This is a genomic window from Microbacterium deminutum, from assembly GCF_039530205.1.
Taxonomy (GTDB): Bacteria; Actinomycetota; Actinomycetes; order Actinomycetales; family Microbacteriaceae; genus Microbacterium; species Microbacterium deminutum.
In genome coordinates this window covers 842,937-860,330 of the sequence record NZ_BAAAOG010000001.1, presented here as the reverse complement: position 1 = coordinate 860,330, position 17,394 = coordinate 842,937, and the positions used below count along the sequence as shown (strand labels likewise).

General features: G+C 69.6%; 18 protein-coding genes and 1 pseudogene. 5 read left to right on the top strand and 14 right to left on the bottom strand.

Going from position 1 to position 17,394, the window contains the following annotated elements:
• Window positions 1-14: 14 nt before the first annotated feature.
• Entirely contained in the window at window positions 15-383 is a 369-nt protein-coding gene (locus tag ABD212_RS03775) for a LysM peptidoglycan-binding domain-containing protein (RefSeq protein ID WP_344091329.1), read from the bottom strand.
• A 259-nt stretch (window positions 384-642) separates the two neighbouring features.
• On the opposite strand from ABD212_RS03775, the gene lexA reads away from it, so the two are divergent.
• A complete protein-coding gene (gene lexA, locus ABD212_RS03770) occupies window positions 643-1,323 on the top strand; it encodes a transcriptional repressor LexA (protein ID WP_344091327.1) in 681 nt (226 codons plus the stop codon).
• A 117-nt stretch (window positions 1,324-1,440) separates the two neighbouring features.
• Window positions 1,441-3,030: a hypothetical protein gene (locus ABD212_RS03765; protein WP_344091325.1), complete on the top strand. Its 1,590-nt coding sequence runs from the start codon at window positions 1,441-1,443 to the stop codon at window positions 3,028-3,030.
• Here the strand turns inward: ABD212_RS03765 and ABD212_RS03760 are convergent.
• Together ABD212_RS03760 and ABD212_RS03755 are read right to left on the bottom strand one after the other, a co-directional pair.
• Window positions 2,912-4,025 (bottom strand): annotated as a pseudogene (locus ABD212_RS03760) (5-methyltetrahydropteroyltriglutamate--homocysteine S-methyltransferase); the annotation flags it as partial. The gene ABD212_RS03765 and the pseudogene ABD212_RS03760 overlap by 119 nt on opposite strands.
• Window positions 4,026-4,104: 79 nt before the next feature.
• The gene (locus tag ABD212_RS03755) at window positions 4,105-4,278 is read right to left on the bottom strand and encodes a methylenetetrahydrofolate reductase (protein ID WP_344091322.1); all 174 of its coding nucleotides are present in this window, start codon (window positions 4,276-4,278) and stop codon (window positions 4,105-4,107) included.
• A 338-nt stretch (window positions 4,279-4,616) separates the two neighbouring features.
• Here ABD212_RS03755 and ABD212_RS03750 point away from each other — a divergent pair, with 338 nt between their 5' ends.
• Entirely contained in the window at window positions 4,617-6,557 is a 1,941-nt protein-coding gene (locus ABD212_RS03750; RefSeq protein ID WP_344091321.1) for a S9 family peptidase, read from the top strand.
• A gap of 30 nt (window positions 6,558-6,587) precedes the next feature.
• Here ABD212_RS03750 and hflX read toward each other — a convergent pair whose 3' ends face one another.
• Window positions 6,588-8,105, bottom strand: coding sequence for a GTPase HflX (hflX, locus tag ABD212_RS03745; protein ID WP_344091319.1), 1,518 nt, complete (start codon window positions 8,103-8,105; stop codon window positions 6,588-6,590).
• A 104-nt stretch (window positions 8,106-8,209) separates the two neighbouring features.
• Here hflX and ABD212_RS03740 point away from each other — a divergent pair, with 104 nt between their 5' ends.
• Complete coding sequence (locus tag ABD212_RS03740; protein ID WP_344091318.1) at window positions 8,210-8,851, top strand: class I SAM-dependent methyltransferase; 642 nt, start codon at window positions 8,210-8,212, stop codon at window positions 8,849-8,851.
• A gap of 15 nt (window positions 8,852-8,866) precedes the next feature.
• Here the strand turns inward: ABD212_RS03740 and dapF are convergent, their stop codons facing one another.
• Both dapF and ABD212_RS03730 read right to left on the bottom strand, forming a co-directional pair.
• Window positions 8,867-9,739 carry a diaminopimelate epimerase gene (dapF, locus tag ABD212_RS03735; RefSeq protein ID WP_344091316.1) on the bottom strand — a complete coding sequence of 291 codons (873 nt, stop codon included), beginning with the start codon at window positions 9,737-9,739 and terminating at the stop codon, window positions 8,867-8,869.
• 62 nt (window positions 9,740-9,801) lie between these two features.
• The gene (locus tag ABD212_RS03730) at window positions 9,802-10,182 is read right to left on the bottom strand and encodes a nuclear transport factor 2 family protein (protein ID WP_344091314.1); all 381 of its coding nucleotides are present in this window, start codon (window positions 10,180-10,182) and stop codon (window positions 9,802-9,804) included.
• A 28-nt stretch (window positions 10,183-10,210) separates the two neighbouring features.
• Here ABD212_RS03730 and ABD212_RS03725 point away from each other — a divergent pair, with 28 nt between their 5' ends.
• Window positions 10,211-10,687, top strand: a complete 477-nt coding sequence (locus tag ABD212_RS03725) for a MarR family winged helix-turn-helix transcriptional regulator (RefSeq protein WP_344091312.1) — start codon at window positions 10,211-10,213, stop codon at window positions 10,685-10,687.
• A 74-nt stretch (window positions 10,688-10,761) separates the two neighbouring features.
• On the opposite strand, the gene miaA is transcribed toward ABD212_RS03725, so the two are convergent.
• The 8 genes from miaA to pgsA form a co-directional block, all read right to left on the bottom strand.
• Window positions 10,762-11,694 (bottom strand): tRNA (adenosine(37)-N6)-dimethylallyltransferase MiaA, encoded by a 933-nt coding sequence (miaA, locus tag ABD212_RS03720; RefSeq protein WP_344091310.1) that lies wholly within the window; start codon window positions 11,692-11,694, stop codon window positions 10,762-10,764.
• Complete coding sequence (gene miaB / locus ABD212_RS03715) at window positions 11,691-13,235, bottom strand: tRNA (N6-isopentenyl adenosine(37)-C2)-methylthiotransferase MiaB (RefSeq protein WP_344091308.1); 1,545 nt, start codon at window positions 13,233-13,235, stop codon at window positions 11,691-11,693. The genes miaA and miaB overlap by 4 nt, the downstream gene beginning before the upstream one ends.
• A gap of 369 nt (window positions 13,236-13,604) precedes the next feature.
• Window positions 13,605-14,264, bottom strand: coding sequence for a regulatory protein RecX (locus tag ABD212_RS03710; RefSeq protein ID WP_344091306.1), 660 nt, complete (start codon window positions 14,262-14,264; stop codon window positions 13,605-13,607).
• A 47-nt stretch (window positions 14,265-14,311) separates the two neighbouring features.
• Window positions 14,312-15,364: a recombinase RecA gene (gene recA, locus ABD212_RS03705; RefSeq protein ID WP_344091303.1), complete on the bottom strand. Its 1,053-nt coding sequence runs from the start codon at window positions 15,362-15,364 to the stop codon at window positions 14,312-14,314.
• Window positions 15,365-15,640: 276 nt separating this feature from the next.
• On the bottom strand, window positions 15,641-15,865 hold the full coding sequence (locus ABD212_RS03700; RefSeq protein WP_344091301.1) for a DUF3046 domain-containing protein: 225 nt from the start codon (window positions 15,863-15,865) through the stop codon (window positions 15,641-15,643).
• Between the two features lie 24 nt (window positions 15,866-15,889).
• Window positions 15,890-16,198, bottom strand: coding sequence for a helix-turn-helix domain-containing protein (locus ABD212_RS03695; protein WP_179437768.1), 309 nt, complete (start codon window positions 16,196-16,198; stop codon window positions 15,890-15,892).
• A 150-nt stretch (window positions 16,199-16,348) separates the two neighbouring features.
• Window positions 16,349-16,816 carry a CinA family protein gene (locus ABD212_RS03690; RefSeq protein WP_344091299.1) on the bottom strand — a complete coding sequence of 156 codons (468 nt, stop codon included), beginning with the start codon at window positions 16,814-16,816 and terminating at the stop codon, window positions 16,349-16,351.
• Window positions 16,813-17,385 carry a CDP-diacylglycerol--glycerol-3-phosphate 3-phosphatidyltransferase gene (gene pgsA / locus ABD212_RS03685; RefSeq protein WP_344091297.1) on the bottom strand — a complete coding sequence of 191 codons (573 nt, stop codon included), beginning with the start codon at window positions 17,383-17,385 and terminating at the stop codon, window positions 16,813-16,815. The genes ABD212_RS03690 and pgsA overlap by 4 nt, the downstream gene beginning before the upstream one ends.
• Window positions 17,386-17,394 lie beyond the last annotated feature (9 nt).

Below are 17,394 nucleotides of genomic sequence, written 5' to 3'. Positions count from 1 at the left end.
GGTAGGGCGAACGCTCAGCGGCCCGCTGAGTACTCCGCCGGGATCGCCAGACGCTGTCCCGCCGCGATCGTCACGCCGTCGAGCGCGTTGAGTCGCACGATGGCGTCCACGACATCCCGGGGGTCGGCGCTCGGCGCGACTTCTTCGGCGATCGACCAGAGCGAGTCACCCCGCGAGACGACGACGGTGGCGAACGAGCCCGCGGGCGATCCGCTGTCTCTCGATGCCAGGGCCGCACCGCCGCCCACGATCGCAAGGCTCAGCGCGATCACGGCGGGCAGCGCAGCAGCCGCCGCGAGCACTCGCCGGCCGCGTACGGTGAGCCGCAGGCGGGTCGCCGGCAGACCGGTCGCGGTGGATGCGGTGATGCCGATTGCGCTCATGGGGTCCTCCTGCAGGTGGGGAGAGGTTCGCATCCGCCACTCGGCCGGGAACAGCGGATGCGAATCTCTCTTCCGAAGTTATATTCGAAGTTGTAGACTGTCAACTGGCGATCCGGATCAGGATTCCTCGAACGCGACACGCGGGGAGCCTCCCGCAGAGCCGCGTCGATACCGGATACGGTTTCGATACCGACACCCCACCACGGGCCTCCGACATTCGAAGACCGATGCCCCCCAAGCGGGAGACAGGAGCAGGACCATGAGCGAGGCGAACGGCCGCGAAAAGCCCCAGACGCGCCGGCGCAAGAGCCTGAGCGACAAGCAGCTCGCGATCCTCGAGGTGATCCAGCGCTCCATCGCCCGCTACGGCTACCCGCCGAGCATGCGCGAGATCGGGGATGCCGTCGGCTTGAAATCCCTCTCGAGCGTCACGCACCAGCTCAACCAGCTCGAGCTCAGCGGCTACCTCCGCCGCGACGCCGGCAAGACCCGCGCGATGGAGGTCCTCATCGACCTGCCCGGGGTCTCGACCGAGAACCCCGCCGACAGCGGTCCGGCCGTCGGGGACGCGGCCATGGTGCCGCTGGTGGGACGGATCGCGGCAGGCGTCCCGATCACGGCCGAGCAGCAGGTGGAGGAGATCTTCCCGCTCCCCCGTCAGCTCGTGGGCAAGGGCGACCTCTTCATGCTGAAGGTCTCCGGCGAGTCCATGATCGATGCCGCCATCTGCGACGGCGACTGGGTCGTGATCCGCTCGCAGGCGACGGCCGACAACGGCGACATCGTCGCGGCGATGCTCGACGGCGAGGCGACGGTGAAGACGTTCCGCCAGCGCGACGGACACACGTGGCTGCTCCCCCGCAACTCCGCATTCGAGCCGATCCTCGGCGACGAGGCCGTGGTGCTGGGCAAAGTCGTGGCGGTGCTGCGCGCGGTGTGAGGCCCCGCGACTCGCTCCTCCTCGCAGCTCCATCCGGCGCGCTTGTCGCCCGCTGGGGGTGATGCTGTTTCCGGCTGGTGCGCCACAATGAGTGACATCCGGCTATAAGGGGGCCTCATGAGCGAGCCAGACACCGTCGACCTGGAAGCGGAACTCACCGCCCTGCGGGTCGAGAACGAAGCCCTCCGGACCGGCCAGGCGGTCCCGCCGGACGAGGTCGCGCCGGCGGCAGCCGCCCGCGCCGGCTGGTGGCGCGCGCTGCTCTCCGCGGTCTGCATCGTCGTGGCCGCCATCCTGGTCCCGGTGTCGATCGTCGGCGCCTGGGCGCGAGTGCAGCTCGTCGATGAGGACACGTTCGTCGCCACCCTGGCACCTCTCGTCGGCGACCCGGCAGTGCAGGACATGATCATCGACGAGTCCATGCAGGCGATCAGGGCGCAGGTCGACTTCCAGCAGATCACCTCCGACGTGTTCGACGGCATCGCGGGACTCGGGTTGCCGCCGCGTGCCGCCGACGCGCTCAAGCGGCTCGAGCAGCCCGCGGCCAACGGCCTCGAGAGCCTCGTCACCACGACCGTCACGCGGGTCGTCCGCTCCGACGCGTTCGCGGAGGTATGGGCCACCGCTACGCGAGCCGCCCACCGCGCGCTGGTGGGGGTGTCGACGTCGGATGGCGGCGGTCTGGTCGTCCAGACCGATCAGGGAGTCGGCATCCAGCTGGGCGCGGTGGTCGAGCGCGTCAAGCAGAATCTGATCGATGCCGGTGTCGGCGTCGCGCAGCTGATACCGACCATCGACAAGGTCGTCATCATCGGCTCGGGCGAGAACCTGACGGCGATCCGCACCGGTTACGCTCTCGCGACGACGCTGGGCTATTGGCTGCCGTTCATCACCCTCGCGCTGTTCGGGTTGGGGATCCTGATCGCCCGCCGCCGCAGCACAGCGGTCCTCGGCACCGGCATCGGGTTCGCCGTCGGCGGCGCGGCGCTTGCGATAGGCCTGTCGATCGGCGCGACCGTGGTCGGCATCAGCGCGGGCTCGCTCGGCCTGTCCGCCGCCGCTCTGGAGGTCATCTACGAGCAGCTGATCGGCAACATGACCCAGACCTCGCTCGTCATCGTGTTCCTCGGTGTGTTCATCGCGGTGCTCGGCTGGGTCATGGGCCGGTCCCGCGCGGCACGCGGACTGCGACGGTCCATCGACGGCATGAACGCCACCGGCCGTCGGCAGCTCGCGTCGCGCGGATTCGACACCGGCGCATTCGGGATGTGGCTCGGTCGCCAGCGCATCCTGGTGCGCTCGATCATCGCGGTGCTTGCCGTGGTGTGGCTCTTCGCCCTGCGCCCGCTGTCGGTCGGCGACATCCTGCTCGTCGTCATCGTGTCTTTCGGCGTGGCGTGGATCCTCGAGCTGCTGCAGCGACGTCCCGAGGAGCTCGCCATCGTCGCGGCGCCGCTGGATGAGCCGGTGCTCGTCGACGCGGCCGCGGGTTCGGCGGTCGATCCGGGTGCATCCGCCGTCGTGGTCACGGACGACGACCTGCCGACCGCCGGGATCGTCCCCGAGGACGCGTCGCCCACCCTCGACCTCACGGCCGAGACGATGGTCCCCACGCCCGCTCCGGACAGCGCCGGCGCGCTGCCCGGAGCCGCTGAGCGCGGGGGCCCGGCCGCGGCATCCCCACCCCCGAAGGGGAAGTCCCCTTGACGCTGACGGTGGTGCGCTCGCGCACCAGGGGCGTCGCCTCGACGAGGCTTCCCAGCGAGGTGACGGTCTCGGGGTAGGCGCGTCTTCAGACCGCAGTCCGGGTTGACCCAGACACGACGCTCGGGGATCTCGGCGATCGCACTCTCGATGAGAGACGTGATCTCGACGGCCGACGGCACGCGCGGCGAGTGGATGTCGTAGACCCCCGGCCCGATGCCCCTGTCGAACCCGGACGCCGCGACGTCGGCGATGATCTCCATGCGGCTGCGGGCGGCCTCGATCGAGGTGACGTCGGCGTCGAGACCGCTGATGGCGTCGATCACTTCGCCGAACTCCGAGACCTGGATGATCCGGATGCCGGCAGACTCGAGGCCGACCACCTCGTCGCGCATCGCCACCGCGACTTGGCCGGCGGTGATCCCCAGTGGCTGGTCGTCCCGGACGAAGGACCACGCCAGGATCGTCACCGGACCGGTGAGCATGCCCTTGACAGGCTTGTCGGTCGGCGACTGGGCGAATCGGGACCACTCCACGGTGATCGGGGCGGGACGCGAGACGTCTCCCCACAGTATGGAGGGCCGCGTGGCACGCGAACCGTAGGACTGCACCCACCCGTTGCGGGTCACCGCGAACCCGTCGAGGTTCTCGGCGAAGTACTGCACCATGTCCTTGCGCTCGGGCTCGCCGTGCACGAGGACATCGAGGCCGAGCTCCTCCTGCAGTCCGATGACCGCGGTGATCTCGAAACGCAGCAGGTCCTCGTACTCGGCCGTCGAGAGCTCGCCCCGATCGTGGCGGGCACGTGTACGCCGGATCTCGTCGGTCTGCGCGAACGATCCGATCGTCGTGGTCGGCAGGAACGGCAGCCGCGCTCCACCCGGGCCGCTCCGGGAACGCCCGGGATGGTGGCCTCGGTGTAGGGCGCGTGCTCGGCCTGCACGCGGTCGATGAGCTGGACCAGCTGCGCCGAGGTCTCGAGGTCGCCGAGGAACGGCTCGCCGGTGTCGGCTCCGGCGGGCGCGTCGCCGCGCAGCGCGAGGAAGCTCGTCACCCCGGCATCCAGGAACTCGCGGATCAGCGCGTTCGCACCCGCGTAGGTGTTCCGACGCAGGTGAGATGCGCGAGAGGCGGGATCGGCGTCTCGCGGCGGATGAACCGCAGGAGGCCGAGGGAGCGGCCGCCCGTCGATCCGCCCGCGCCGTAGGTCACCGAGATGAACCGCGGACCCGTCGCGGCAAGCCGGCGCATCGTCTCGTGGAGCCGTCGTCGAGGCCTGGGATCTCGGCGGGTACACCTCGAACGAGAACGGCACAGGCGGTGCGCTCGAGTCGATGGGAATCTCGTGCTTCTCGGGTGGGAACGATGGGTGGCCGGTCGGCCGCGGATCGCGCACCCTGCGCAAGCAGGCGGTGCGTTGTCATCACGGGCGGATGCCGGGCTCGGCTGTCGCTCCCCGTCCGGACTCCTCGATGAACTCGACGACCCGGACGGTTGCTTCACGGTTAGCGAACCGATGGCGCGGAACACGGCGTGTGACCTTCTGTTTCGACGGGATCCGCGGAACCGTTTCGGCGTACGGTGGAGCCGTGAAGACGACGATCCCCTACGGGTCCTGGCCATCTCCACTCACCGCCGCGGCCGTGGCCGCCGCCTCGCCGCGCATCGAGGGCGCACGCTTCGTGGGCGATGACATCTGGTGGGGAGAGTCCGTACCAGACGAGGGCGGGCGCACGACGGTGTGTCGTCGATCGGCCCTCGGAGAGGCTCCGGGACCGATCGAGGTCGTGCTGCCCGCGCCGTGGAACGCTCGCTCGCGCGTCCACGAGTACGGCGGCGGCGCGTGGACCGTCACCGCCGATGGCGCACTCGCGTTCGTCCACAACGACGACCAGCGGGTGTGGCTGATGTCGGATGGCGACGGCCCGTGGCCGGTCACACCCGCCGATCGCGGGATGCGGTTCGGAGGTCTCACCTGGCAGCGGGGACGGCTGCTCGCCATTCGCGAGACGCACCGCCCGGGCAGTCCGCCGCACCGCGACATCGTCGAGGTGCCCCTGGATCGCACGGCGGCATGGGACGAGCGCGCCATCCTCTCGTTGACCGAGGACAGCGACTTCCTCGCGCAGCCGGCGCTCTCGTCGGACGGCACGCACCTGGCCTGGATCGCGTGGGACCACCCGCACATGCCGTGGGACACCACCGAGCTGCGCGTCGGCCGCCTCGAGGACGGACTGGTCGCGGAGTGGGCGACGATCGCCGGTGGCGATGGCACGGCCCCGCTCCAGCCGGTGTGGACGGGTGAGGACGACCTCGTCTACAGCGACGACCCGAGCGGGCGTTGGAACCTGTGGCGACTCCGTCTGACGGCCGACCTGCATCACGGACCCATAGCACCGGCAGACGCCGACACCGGCGGTGCATTGTGGGGCCTCGCCCTGAAGTGGTTCGCGGTGCTCGAAGACGGGCGCATCGTGGCGGTGCGGACGAACGGCGACGATCAGCTCGTGGTCGCGGCCCCGGACGGTGCGGCGACCACGCTCGAGATCGGCGCGGCCGCGAACATCAACATCGAGGACGTCCGCGGCTCGCAGGTGCTGCTGACGGCATCCGGTGCGCGCGGCTCGGCGGAGCTGTGGCTCGTCGATGCGAACGAGCCGGCCTCCGCCGCGCTCATCGCCGGCGGATCCTCACCGTGGGGTGCGGAGTGGATGCCGGTCCCCCGGGCCGTCACGTTCGACGGTCCGCACGGGCCCGTTCACGCCTTCGACTACGCGCCCACGAACCCCGAGGTCGATGCCCCCGACGGTGAGCTGCCGCCGTACGTCGTGTTCGTGCACGGCGGCCCGACCAGCCATGTCGGGGCGGCGGCATCCGGAAAGATCGCCTATCTCACCAGCCGCGGGGTCGGCGTGCTCGACGTCAACTACGGCGGATCGACCGGCTACGGCCGGGAGTACCGCGAGCGCCTGCTCGGGCAGTGGGGCGTGGTCGACGTCGACGACGTCATCGCCGCGGCACGCGGGCTCGCCGAATCGGGACGGGCCGACCCGAGGCGGCTGGCCATCGCCGGCGGCTCCGCCGGCGGCTGGACCGTGCTGTGCGCCGTCACCGCGTCGGACACCTTCTCGGCGGGCATCAGCCGCTACGGGGTGGCCGATCTCAGGCGGCTCGCCGAAGACACGCACGACTTCGAATCGCACTACCTGGACAGCATGGTCGGGCCGCTCCCGGACGCGGAGGAACGCTACATCGAGCGCTCTCCGCTGTCGCACCTGGAACGCCTCACCACGCCGATGCTGATCGAGCAGGGGCTCGACGACCACGTCGTGCCGCCATCGCAGTCCGAGGCGGTGCGCGACGCCCTGGCCGCGAACGGCGTGCCGCACGCCTACCTCGCGTTCGCGGGGGAGGGCCATGGATTCCGGCTGGCCGCGACCGTCGCGAGGTCTCTCGAGGCGGAACTCGCGTTCCTCGGGCAGATCTTCGGATTCGAGCCCCCGGGGGTTCCGGCGCTCGACCTGGACTAGCGGCCGACAGGGACTCGGCGCCGGCCGGGCCTATACGGCGAACGGCGCGAGTCGTGCTGCGAGGTGCTCGCCGACGCGAGCGTGGATCGCGGTCCCCCCGGCCTCGTGCTCCTGGGCGAGCAGGATCCCCTGCTCGTGCACGGCGGACACCAGCTCGCCACGGTCGTACGGCACGAGGGCCCGCACCTCGACCGCCGGCAGCGGCAGCGCGCCCTCGATCGCGGCGCGCAGGTCGTCGATGCCCTCACCAGAGCGCGAGGAGGTGAAGATCGCCTTGGGCTCGAGACCCCGCAGCACGAGCCGCGTGCTGTCGTCGACGAGGTCAGCCTTGTTGAAGACGACGATCTCGGGGATGTCGCGGGCGCCGACGTCGCCGATCACATCGCGCACCGTCGCCAGCTGGGCAGCGGGGTCGGGGTGCGCGGCATCCACGACGTGGATGATCACGTCGGAGCCGCCGACCTCTTCCAAGGTCGACCGGAATGCCTCGACCAGCTGATGCGGGAGGTTGCGCACGAAACCGACCGTGTCGGTGAGCGTGTAGACGCGGCCATCGTGCGCCGCGGAGCGACGGACCGTGGCATCCAGCGTCGCGAACAGCGCGTTCTCGACGAGCACGCCCGCGCTGGTGAGGCGATTCAGCAGGCTCGACTTGCCCGCGTTGGTGTAGCCGGCGATGGCGACGGAGGGGATCGTGTTGCGCTTGCGCTCGGCTCGCTTGGCGTCGCGAGCGGGAGCGAAGTCGCGGATCTGTCGCCGCAGCTGAGCCATGCGGGTGCGGATGCGACGCCGGTCGAGCTCGATCTTCGTCTCACCGGGACCGCGGGATCCCATACCCGCGCCGCCCGCTCCGACCTGGCCACCGGCCTGGCGGCTCATCGAGTCGCCCCAGCCGCGCAGGCGCGGCAGGAGGTACTCGAGCTGGGCGAGCTCGACCTGGGCCTTGCCCTCACGGCTCTTGGCGTGCTGGCTGAAGATGTCGAGGATCACGGTCGTACGGTCGATGACCTTCACCTTCACGACATCCTCCAGCGCACGACGTTGGCTCGGCGCGAGCTCGGTGTCGGCGATCACGGTGTCGGCGCCGAGCGCTGCGACGATGTCGCGCAGCTCATGGGCCTTTCCGCGGCCGATGTAGGTCGCTGCGTCGGGGTGAGGACGCCGTTGCAGGACCGCGTCGAGCACGACCGCGCCCGCGGTCTCGGCGAGAGCCGCGAGCTCGCGGAGCGAGTTCTCGGCATCCTCCTGCGCGCCCTGAGGATGGACGCCGACCAGAACGACGTTCTCGAGCCGCAGCTGGCGGTACTCGACCTCGGTGACGTCCTGGAGCTCGGTCGACAGTCCCGGAACCCTTCGGAGTGCAGCGCGCTCCTCGCGGTCCCACTGTTCGCCGTCGGTGTCGGGCCGTGCGATCGTGGCGTCGTCCTGGAGCGCCTGTGCCGTGCCGAACACGTGCACCCCCCCGCGCGCGTCCGCGCGCGCCAGCACCCGATCCACCGGGTCGACCGGGGTATCCTCGGTGGTCTGGGGGGTCGTCGTATCCGTCATGTGTTCCTTTCAGGATGCCTCGCCGGGCGAGGTGGCCGGATGGGCCGGCGCTGGTGAATTCTAGCCTCCCGCGGTGGGGAGGTCCTCCGCTACGCTCATCTGCCATGGGGAGCGATCACTACTTCAGCACGTCCCCCGCCAGCGCCGAGCACCTCCGCCAGATCCGCGTCTCACTCGCCGATCGCACCCTCGAGGTGACCACAGCACGGGGGGTCTTCAGTCCCGACCATGTCGACTCCGGCACCGCGGTGCTGCTCGCCAACACCCCCCCGCCACCACCAGGCGGAAACCTGCTGGATCTGGGGAGCGGCTGGGGTCCGATCGCATTGACGCTCGCCATCCAATCGCCCCATGCGACGGTCTGGGCGGTGGACGTGAACGAGCGGGCGCTCGATCTCGTCCGCCGCAATGCCGACGCACTCGGACTCGACAACATCAATGCCGTGCCGCCCGAGGATGTTCCCGACGACGTCGCGTTCCGCACCATCCGCTCGAACCCTCCCATCAGGGTGGGCAAGAACGAGCTGCATGGGCTGCTGGAGCAATGGATCCCGCGCCTCGAAGACCGCTCCGACGCCTGGTTGGTCGTGCAGCGCAACCTGGGGTCCGACTCGCTCCAGCGATGGCTGGCCGCGACATTCGACCGTGGCTACAGCATCCAGCGCGCCGCGACCGGCCGCGGCTTCCGGGTCATCAAGGTGCGTCGGCACGGCTCTCCGCCCAGCGAGCCCATCACGCTCCCCTGACGAGGGCGGATCTCCTCAGGCGAGGGTGATCTCGCCCGAATAGACGAGCGTCGCCGGCCCCGACAGCAGCACGTGCCGCTCGTCGCCGACCTCCGGCATCCGTACCCCCAGCGCGCCGCCCGCGACGCTGACGGTCCATCTGTCGGGGGCTGCAGGCCCGGCCCAGTGACGCACGGCAAGCGCCGCCGCGGCGACTCCGGTTCCGCAGCTCAGCGTCTCGCCGACGCCCCGCTCGAAGACCCGCATCCGGATCGAGCCGACGCCGTCCTGCACGAGCGGCTCACTCGGCACCACGAACTCGATGTTCGCGCCATGCGGCGGTTCGGGACTCAGCTGCGGGACGGCGGTGAGATCGAGCCCGTCTAGTTCGTCGGTGTCGGGCAGCGCGACGACCACGTGCGGATTGCCGACGTCGATCCCGAGCCCCGGGCGCGGGGCGCCGATCCCCCGGGCGCGGACGAGCACATCGGCCTCGTCGACCCGCCATGGTCCGAGGTCCACTTCGAAGCCGAGTTCGCTTCGGGTCAGGGTCTTGACACCGGCGCGGGTGCCGATCGCCAGCGGCGCACCGTCAAGCGTCGCCCAGCCGACGTCGGCGAGATAGCGCGCGAACACGCGGATGCCGTTGCCGCACATCTCGGCCTTCGAGCCATCGGCGTTTCGGTAGTCCATGAACCACTCGGCTGCGGATGCCGCGGCCCCAGCGCCCTCGTCGATCGCGATCGCCCGCACGACGCGAAGGATCCCATCGCCTCCGATTCCGAAGCGGCGGTCGCACAGTGCGGCGACCTGATCATCTGTGAGATCGAGCCGGCCGTCGGGATCGGGCAGGATCACGAAGTCGTTGCCGGTGCCGTGGCCTTTCGTGAAGGCGAGCGTCTGCGGCATTCCCCCAGTCTACGTCGAGGCGCTGCCCGGCCTGCTTCGGCGAGCCCGGTCTCGGTGCCCGCTCACAGCGCGAACGGCTCGTAGCAGTCGTACGTCTCGTGTGCGCTGACCCGGCCGTCGCGCACGGTGAGGAACCCGCCCATGTGCGCAACGATCTCGGTGTCTCCGACGCTGCCGCGCCAGGTCGAGCGAACCGCCGCGCGGTCGCCGGCGACGAGGATCTCGTGGATGTCGATCGACTGCGCCGACAGCCGCGCCTTGCCGGCCTCGAACCCTGCGATCGTCTCGTCGAGAGTCCTCACGTGCCCGTTCGGAGAGATCGGATTCGGCAGTTCCGTGAACACGGCGTCCGACGCGACGACCTCGCGCAGATCGTCCGCGGTCGAGCCGAGGTCGGCGACGACCGAGAAATAGCGGCGCACGACGTCTTCGGTGCTTGTCATGGAGACGATAATACACAACCATGGTTGTGTGCTTTCCTCCGCTTCGTTCATCGACGTGGTCTCGCTCGCAGGTGGGGCCTCCGACGCGTTCGTCGTCCGGATCCTCGAGGGGGCGGGATTCATCGGTCTCCGCGTGCGGCACGGGTACGTCTTCCAGCGGCTGCTCGTCGCGCCGTCGAGCATCAGCGAACTCGCCCGCGACCTCGGCGTGACGCAGCAGGCGATGTCGAAGACCATCGCCGAACTCACGTCACTCGGCTACGTCGAGGCATCCGCGGATCCGGCCGACGCGCGCCGTCGTGTCGTCGTCCTCAGCGACCGCGGGCACGGGGCGGTGCGCGCCGCACGCGAGGCGCGCCGGCTGCTCGAGGCGCGAGTGATCGGCGTGGTCGGCGCGCAGCAGGTGCGGGCAGCGCGCGAGACGCTCGACGCACTGCTCGAGGAACTCGGCCTCGGTCAACGGGTCGGCGCGCGCGAAGCCCCGATTCCGCTTCCGTCCGATTAGTCACCTCGCGGGGCTGTGTGCGGCAGACCGGACCGGGTGCGTGTCGGCACGATCGAAAGGGCGGATGTCGACAGTCACCCGAGCGAGTCTGCCAGGGTCGCGGCGTCCACTCCGGAATCCACCCACGTGATCGATGCGTACCGCTTGAACCACGAGACCTGACGGCGCGCATAACGGCGGGTGAGCGCCTGCGTCTCGGCGATGGCTTCGGACTGCGAGAGCCCCCCGGTGAGCTGGGCCAGTGCCTGCGCGTATCCGATGGCGCGCCGCGCGGTCACGCCCCGTTCCAGACCCTGCCGCCGCAGAGTCTCGACCTCACCGAGAAGTCCGGCCGTCCACATGTGCTCGACGCGCGCATCCAGCCGACTCACCAGCGCCTCACGAGGGACCGCGACGCCGATGACCCGCGTATCCCGGCGCCAGAGTGCAGGCGCGTCGGGCAGTGCGGCGCCGTGGGTCGCTGCGCCTTGCGCGATGACCTCGAGAGCCCGAACGATCCGTCTGCCGTTCTTCGGATCCACCCGTGCCGCCGTCGCCGGGTCGAGCGTTCTGAGCCGGGCGAACAGCACCCCCGGTCCGTGCTGGGCCAGCTCCGCCTCGAGTTCTGCGCGCAGCGCATCGTCATGCGGCGGGAAGCGGAAGTCGAACAGCACGCTCGAGACGTACAGCCCCGATCCGCCGACCAGGATCGCGTCCCGGCCGCGATCGTGGATGCCGTCGATCGCGGCGCGGGCGGCATCCTGATACCAGGCGACCGCCGCTTCGTCCGTCACCTCCAGCACGTCGAGGAGGTGATGCGGGATGCCGCGCCGCGCGCTGACCGGCAGCTTCGCCGTGCCGATGTCCATGCCGCGATAAAGCTGCATCGCGTCACCGTTGACGATCTCGGCGGGTCTGGCCTGCGCGGCGAGGGCCTCGGCGAGGTCGAGTGACAGCGCGGTCTTGCCGGTGCCGGTCGCGCCGACGATGGCCCAGACGCGCGGCGAGCCCGTGGCCGGCGCGTTCACACCCCGACGCGGAGCGTGGGAAGCCCCAGCGACACCGCTGTCGGCGACCCGCCCGTGGGGGCGGGGAGCGCACAGGACTCCGCCTGCGTGCGGTCCCATGCATCGCCCGCACGGGTGCGGCGGATGCGCAGCGGCGCGGCGTCCGAGGCATCCGCCAGCAGGTGGAACGGTGCGGCATGCGTCACCACGACGGACACGACGTCGCCGGGGCGCGGCAGCTCCGAGCCCTCGGGCACCTCGAAATGCACGAGCCGATTGTCTTCCGCGCGTCCGGTCAGCCGGTGGGTGGCGGCGTCCTTCTTGCCCTCTCCCATCGAGACGAGCACCTGGAGTTCGCGACCGACCTGCTTGAGGTTCTCCTCGTGCGAGATGCGCTCCTGCAGTGCGATGAGCCGCTCGTATCGCTCCTGCACGACCGCCTTCGGCACCTGGTCGGGCATCGTCGCGGCCGGGGTGCCTTCGCGGATGGAGTACTGGAACGTGAAGGCGCTCGAGAAGCGCGCCTGCTCTACGACGCGCATCGTGTCTTCGAAGTCCTCGTCCGTCTCGCCGGGGAACCCCACGATGATGTCGGTCGTGATCGCCGCATGCGGCATCCGCTCGCGAACACGATCCAGGATGCCGAGGAACCGCTCACTGCGGTAGGACCGTCGCATCGCCTTGAGGATCCGGTCGCTGCCCGACTGCAGCGGCATGTGCAGCTGCGGCATCACGGACGGAGTCTCGGCCATCGCGTCGATGACGTCGTCGGTGAACGCGGCCGGATGCGGGCTCGTGAAGCGGATGCGCTCGAGCCCATCGATCTCGCCCGCCGCCCGCAGCAGCTTGCCGAACGCCTGTCGGTCGCCGAACTCGACGCCGTACGAGTTGACGTTCTGGCCCAGAAGCGTGACCTCGATGGCTCCGTCGTCGACGAGCAGCCTGATCTCGTTCAGGATGTCGCCGGGCCGCCGGTCCTTCTCTTTGCCGCGGAGGCTCGGCACGATGCAGAATGTGCAGGTGTTGTTGCACCCGACCGAGATCGACACCCAGCCGCTGTAGACGGAGTCGCGCTTGGTGGGCAGCGTCGACGGGAAGATCTCGAGCGACTCGAGGATCTCGAGCTCGGCTTCGCCGTTGTGGCGCGCCCGTTCGAGCATGCTCGGAAGCGATCCCATGTTGTGCGTGCCGAAGACCACATCCACCCACGGCGCCTTGTCGAGGACGGTCTGCTTGTCCATCTGGGCAAGACACCCGCCCACGGCGATCTGCATTCCTTGGTGCTTGTCCTTGCGCGACTTCAGATGCCCGAGTGTGCCGTACAGCTTGCCTGCGGCGTTGTCGCGGACGGCGCACGTGTTGATGACCACGACGTCGGCGTCTTCGCCGAGTGCGGCGGGCACGTACCCTGCGCTCTCCAGGGAGCCGGACAGCCGCTCGGAGTCGTGGACGTTCATCTGGCAGCCGAATGTGCGCACCTCGTATGTGCGGGCGCGGCCGCCCGGGGTGAGCGCGGCGGGGGATGGCGCGATGAGCGTCGGCGCCGAGGACGGAATGGTCATGATGCGTGCCATTCTACGAGCCGGGAGGCTGTGGGATCTCTTCGGGTGCGGTCGCGTTGAGATCGGGCGCGTGTGATCGAGGTCGGGGATCAGTTCCACGGAGACGTCGGGGATGAAGCGCTGCAGGGGTTCCAGCCACGCCCGCAGATGCGCGGGACTGCTTCCTCCGGCAAGCAGAAGGGTGGGCCATCCGTTTGTTGCCGGGCGCCACCACCAGGGTCGGTCCGTCGCCGACTCTCGAATAGCCGATCCGCGAGCCGTCAGCGGACCGCGCGAAATGCTCCTCGCTCATGCGGTTCACTCTTGCCGCACCGCTTTCGTACCGCTGTCGTGCGACTGTCGTGTGAGTGCTCGACGCTCGCCCCTGGTTCAGCCGGCCGACGCCTCGTCGAGCGCCTGTCGCGCCGCGGTGAGCGACGCTGCGGAGCTGTAGCCGCGCCGTGCGAGCTGCCCGGCGAGCCGTCGCAGCGCAGCGCCTCGCTCAACCTCCCTGAGGGAGCGGGCTCTCGTGCGGGCGAAGTCGAGCGCGCGCTCCCGTTCGTCATCGGGGAGCTGGGCCAGCGCGGCCTCCGCCACCTCGCGCGGAATACGGCGCTTCGCGAGCGTCTGCGCGATCGCGGTGCGTCCTTGGCCCTTGCGCGTCACAGCCGCGTACACCAGCTGTTCGGCGAGGTCGGCATCCCCGATCCAGCGCTTGCTCTCCAACTCGGCCACGTGGACTTCTGCGGCGTCGCGGTCGACGCCGTCGGCGACGAGCGCGGCGGTCGCCTCGGCGACCGAGAGGCCTCTGCGCCCCAGCTTCTTCATCAGCCGCCCGAAGGCGGCCTGCAGCTCGGATGCCCGAGCGCGATCGGTCGCGCCGCACTGATCGTCGTCGTAGGCGCGGCGGGCGTCGCCGTCGTCATCCTCGACCCCCGTCGAGCGCCAAGGTGACGGTCCGGGTCGGTCTGCATGTGCCGTCCGCGCCGTGCGTGCCGCCGGCTGGCCCGTTCGGGGTGCGCCGGCGTGTCTGCCGAAGAGAGGTGTCACGGGAGCGAGCCTCTCCGGCTCGCTCCCGTCCTCGGTGAAGTGAACCATCAGGCGGGGCGGCGAGCTGCCAGTTCGTCCTGACTCGGCGCTTCGACGGCCTTCGGCTGGCCGATGCCGAGCTTCGCCTTGATCTTGGCTTCGATGTCGGCGGCGACATCCTCGTTCTTCAGGAGGAAGTTGCGCGCGTTCTCCTTGCCCTGACCCAGCTGCTCGCCGTCGTACGTGTACCAGGCGCCGGACTTCTTGACGATGGCGTGGTCGACGCCGAAGTCGATGAGGCTGCCCTCGCGCGAGATGCCCGTGCCGTACAGGATGTCGAACTCGGCCTGCTTGAACGGGGGCGCCATCTTGTTCTTGACGACCTTGACGCGCGTGCGGTTGCCGACTGCGTCGGTGCCGTCCTTGAGCGTCTCGATTCGGCGGATGTCGAGCCGCACGGACGCATAGAACTTGAGCGCCTTGCCGCCGGCCGTGGTCTCGGGAGAGCCGAAGAACACGCCGATCTTCTCGCGCAGCTGGTTGATGAAGATCATCGTCGTGTTGGTGGTGTTGAGGCCACCCGTCAGCTTGCGCAGCGCCTGCGACATCAGACGAGCCTGCAGACCCACGTGGGAGTCGCCCATCTCGCCCTCGATCTCGGCCTTGGGCACGAGAGCGGCGACCGAGTCGATCACGACGAGGTCGATCGACCCGGACCTGATCAGCATGTCGGCGATCTCGAGCGCCTGCTCGCCCGTGTCGGGCTGCGACACGAGCAGCTCGTCGATGTCGACGCCCAGCTTGCGGGCGTACTCGGGGTCGAGCGCGTGCTCGGCGTCGATGAACGCGGCGATGCCGCCCTGCTTCTGCACATTGGCGATCGCGTGGAGCGTGAGCGTCGTCTTTCCGGACGACTCCGGACCGTAGATCTCGACGATACGGCCGCGCGGGAGCCCGCCGACGCCGAGTGCGACATCGAGGGCGATCGAACCGGTGGGGATCACCTCGACGGGCGCGCGGTCGTCGCTGCCCAGTCGCATGACCGAGCCCTTCCCGAACTGCCGGTCGATCTGGGCGAGGGCCGATTCGAGGGCCTTCTCGCGGTCAGCGGGTGATGGCATGGCGTGCTCCTTATGCTCGCGTTCCGTCGCCTGTAGACTGTCGCGCTCCGTCTCGAGGGCCGATGAGGATGCTGCGACAAGGCGTGTGGTGTCGTTCGACGTGGTTCACGCTAGGGGTGGGCTCCGACATCCGTCTTCGCTCCTCCGGTCGCTGTGGACAGAAACGTCCTCGACACCTGCTGTGCAGGAGCCTACGCGGGGCTCGAACGAACGTTCGACGACACGCCGCGCCTCCGCGCACCGGATTCGCCCCGTCGGTCCGGCCCTGTCGACGGGTCAGCCGCGGCGCGGCTCGAGGCGTCCGACGCCGTACCGGCGCTCGGGCGGCACGTCGGTCTCGACGCACAGAGCGAGCCACACGTCGCGTGGCGGGATGCCGGCATCCAGCGCCTCTGCGGCAGTGCGGCCGCCGACATCCGACAGCACCAGATCAGCGATCAGCGTCGACGCCTGAGCGCCGAACTCGTCGCGAACAGCGCGATCGAACTCACTGCGTCGCATGCGGGGAAGAGAGGCGTCGAGGAGTCAGCGCAGCGACAGTTCCGCGTCGACGGATGCGACCAGATCATCGGGAACGACGTCGGGGAAGCCCTGGAGGCCCTCGAGGACCGAGATGCGGTCGCCGACCTCGCGCATGATGATCGAGATCGGGACGTCGAGCGCTTCAGCGACCGACGCGAGGATCTCGCTCGATGCCTCTTTCTGGCCTCGCTCGACCTCGCTCAGATAGCCGAGTGCGACACTTGCGCGGCTCGCGACCTGACGGAGGGTGCGGCCCTTCTGCTGGCGGAAGTCACGAAGCACTTCGCCGATCTCTTGACGAACCAGGATCATTGTGGGCCCCCTCTCACTTCTCATTCCGCCGTTGTCCGGGTGGACAACAGTACAGCACCGGATGGTGCCAATCTAATCCCGTCCACTGAGGAATGGGTGGGAATCGCTGAATGTAACCGAGCCGAAACACGTTGTGTTCCCGCCGCCACCTCAGAGTTCCTCGAGGCACAGCGCGAGCGCGCGGTCGACGGTCTCCGTGCGGATCTGCTCCCGGGAACCGGGGATCTCGAGGGAGGTGATCCCGGTGCCGTCGGGCGTGACGACCGCGATGTGGACGGTTCCCACGGCCTTGCCGTCCTGGGGATCGGGGCCGGCGACGCCCGTCGTCGAAACACCGACATCCGCGCCGAGCAGGGCGCGGACGCGCTCGGCCATCTGCCAGGCGACGGCGGGATCGACGGCTCCCGCGGACGCGAGGAGGTCGGCATCCACCTTCAGCAGCGACTGCTTCACATCGGTGGCGTACGCGACCACGCCGCCCCGCATGCTCGCCGATGCGCCGGGAACGGAGACGATCGCGGCGGCGAGCAGCCCGCCGGTGAGAGACTCCGCTGTGGCGATCGTCCATCCGTGGCCCGACAGCCGGGCGAGCACCTTTTCGGCGGCGGCATGGGTCATGCGGCGCCACGGCTCTTGCGCGCCTCGCGCACCTCGGTGAGGACGTAGTCGATGCCGCTCACGATCGTGAGCACGACCGCGATCGTCATCGCGACGCCGTTGACCCAGAAGATCCAGTCGCCCACGAGCGTCCACAGCGGAAGGAGCGCCAGCGAGAGGGCGACCGCCTGCGCGAGCGTCTTGAGCTTGCCCATCCACGCGGCTGCCACGACATGGTCGCTCGCCACCACGAAGCGATGGATGGTGATGCCGATCTCGCGGATGAGGACGATGATCGTCACCCACCAGGGCAGCTCGCCGAGGATCGACAGCCCGATGAAGGCGAAGCCGGTCAGGATCTTGTCGGCGAGCGGGTCGAGAAGCTTGCCGAGGTCGGTGACGATGTCGTTGCGGCGGGCCAGGTATCCGTCGAGGCCGTCCGTGGCGATCGCGACGATGAACAGGGCGGCCGCCCACCACCGCAGCGCGCCGTCCGCTCCCCCGTCGGCGAGCAGCATCCACAGGAAAACCGGCGCGCACAGGATCCGCACGATCGTGATCGCGTTCGGCAGCTGCCGTGGGATCGCCATACGGCCGAG

Coding starts and splice junctions, on each gene's coding strand:
- ABD212_RS03695 (WP_179437768.1), bottom strand. CDS start 16,198: ATGATCCTGGTTCGTCAAGAGATCGGCGAAGTGCTTCGTGACTTCCGC.
- ABD212_RS03730 (WP_344091314.1), bottom strand. CDS start 10,182: ATGACAAGCACCGAAGACGTCGTGCGCCGCTATTTCTCGGTCGTCGCC.
- ABD212_RS03775 (WP_344091329.1), bottom strand. CDS start 383: ATGAGCGCAATCGGCATCACCGCATCCACCGCGACCGGTCTGCCGGCG.
- recA (WP_344091303.1), bottom strand. CDS start 15,364: ATGCCATCACCCGCTGACCGCGAGAAGGCCCTCGAATCGGCCCTCGCC.
- ABD212_RS03765 (WP_344091325.1), top strand. CDS start 1,441: ATGAGCGAGCCAGACACCGTCGACCTGGAAGCGGAACTCACCGCCCTG.
- ABD212_RS03740 (WP_344091318.1), top strand. CDS start 8,210: ATGGGGAGCGATCACTACTTCAGCACGTCCCCCGCCAGCGCCGAGCAC.
- miaB (WP_344091308.1), bottom strand. CDS start 13,235: ATGACCATTCCGTCCTCGGCGCCGACGCTCATCGCGCCATCCCCCGCC.
- ABD212_RS03755 (WP_344091322.1), bottom strand. CDS start 4,278: ATGCGCCGGCTTGCCGCGACGGGTCCGCGGTTCATCTCGGTGACCTAC.
- ABD212_RS03700 (WP_344091301.1), bottom strand. CDS start 15,865: ATGCGACGCAGTGAGTTCGATCGCGCTGTTCGCGACGAGTTCGGCGCT.
- hflX (WP_344091319.1), bottom strand. CDS start 8,105: ATGACGGATACGACGACCCCCCAGACCACCGAGGATACCCCGGTCGAC.
- dapF (WP_344091316.1), bottom strand. CDS start 9,739: ATGCCGCAGACGCTCGCCTTCACGAAAGGCCACGGCACCGGCAACGAC.
- lexA (WP_344091327.1), top strand. CDS start 643: ATGAGCGAGGCGAACGGCCGCGAAAAGCCCCAGACGCGCCGGCGCAAG.
- pgsA (WP_344091297.1), bottom strand. CDS start 17,385: ATGGCGATCCCACGGCAGCTGCCGAACGCGATCACGATCGTGCGGATC.
- ABD212_RS03690 (WP_344091299.1), bottom strand. CDS start 16,816: ATGACCCATGCCGCCGCCGAAAAGGTGCTCGCCCGGCTGTCGGGCCAC.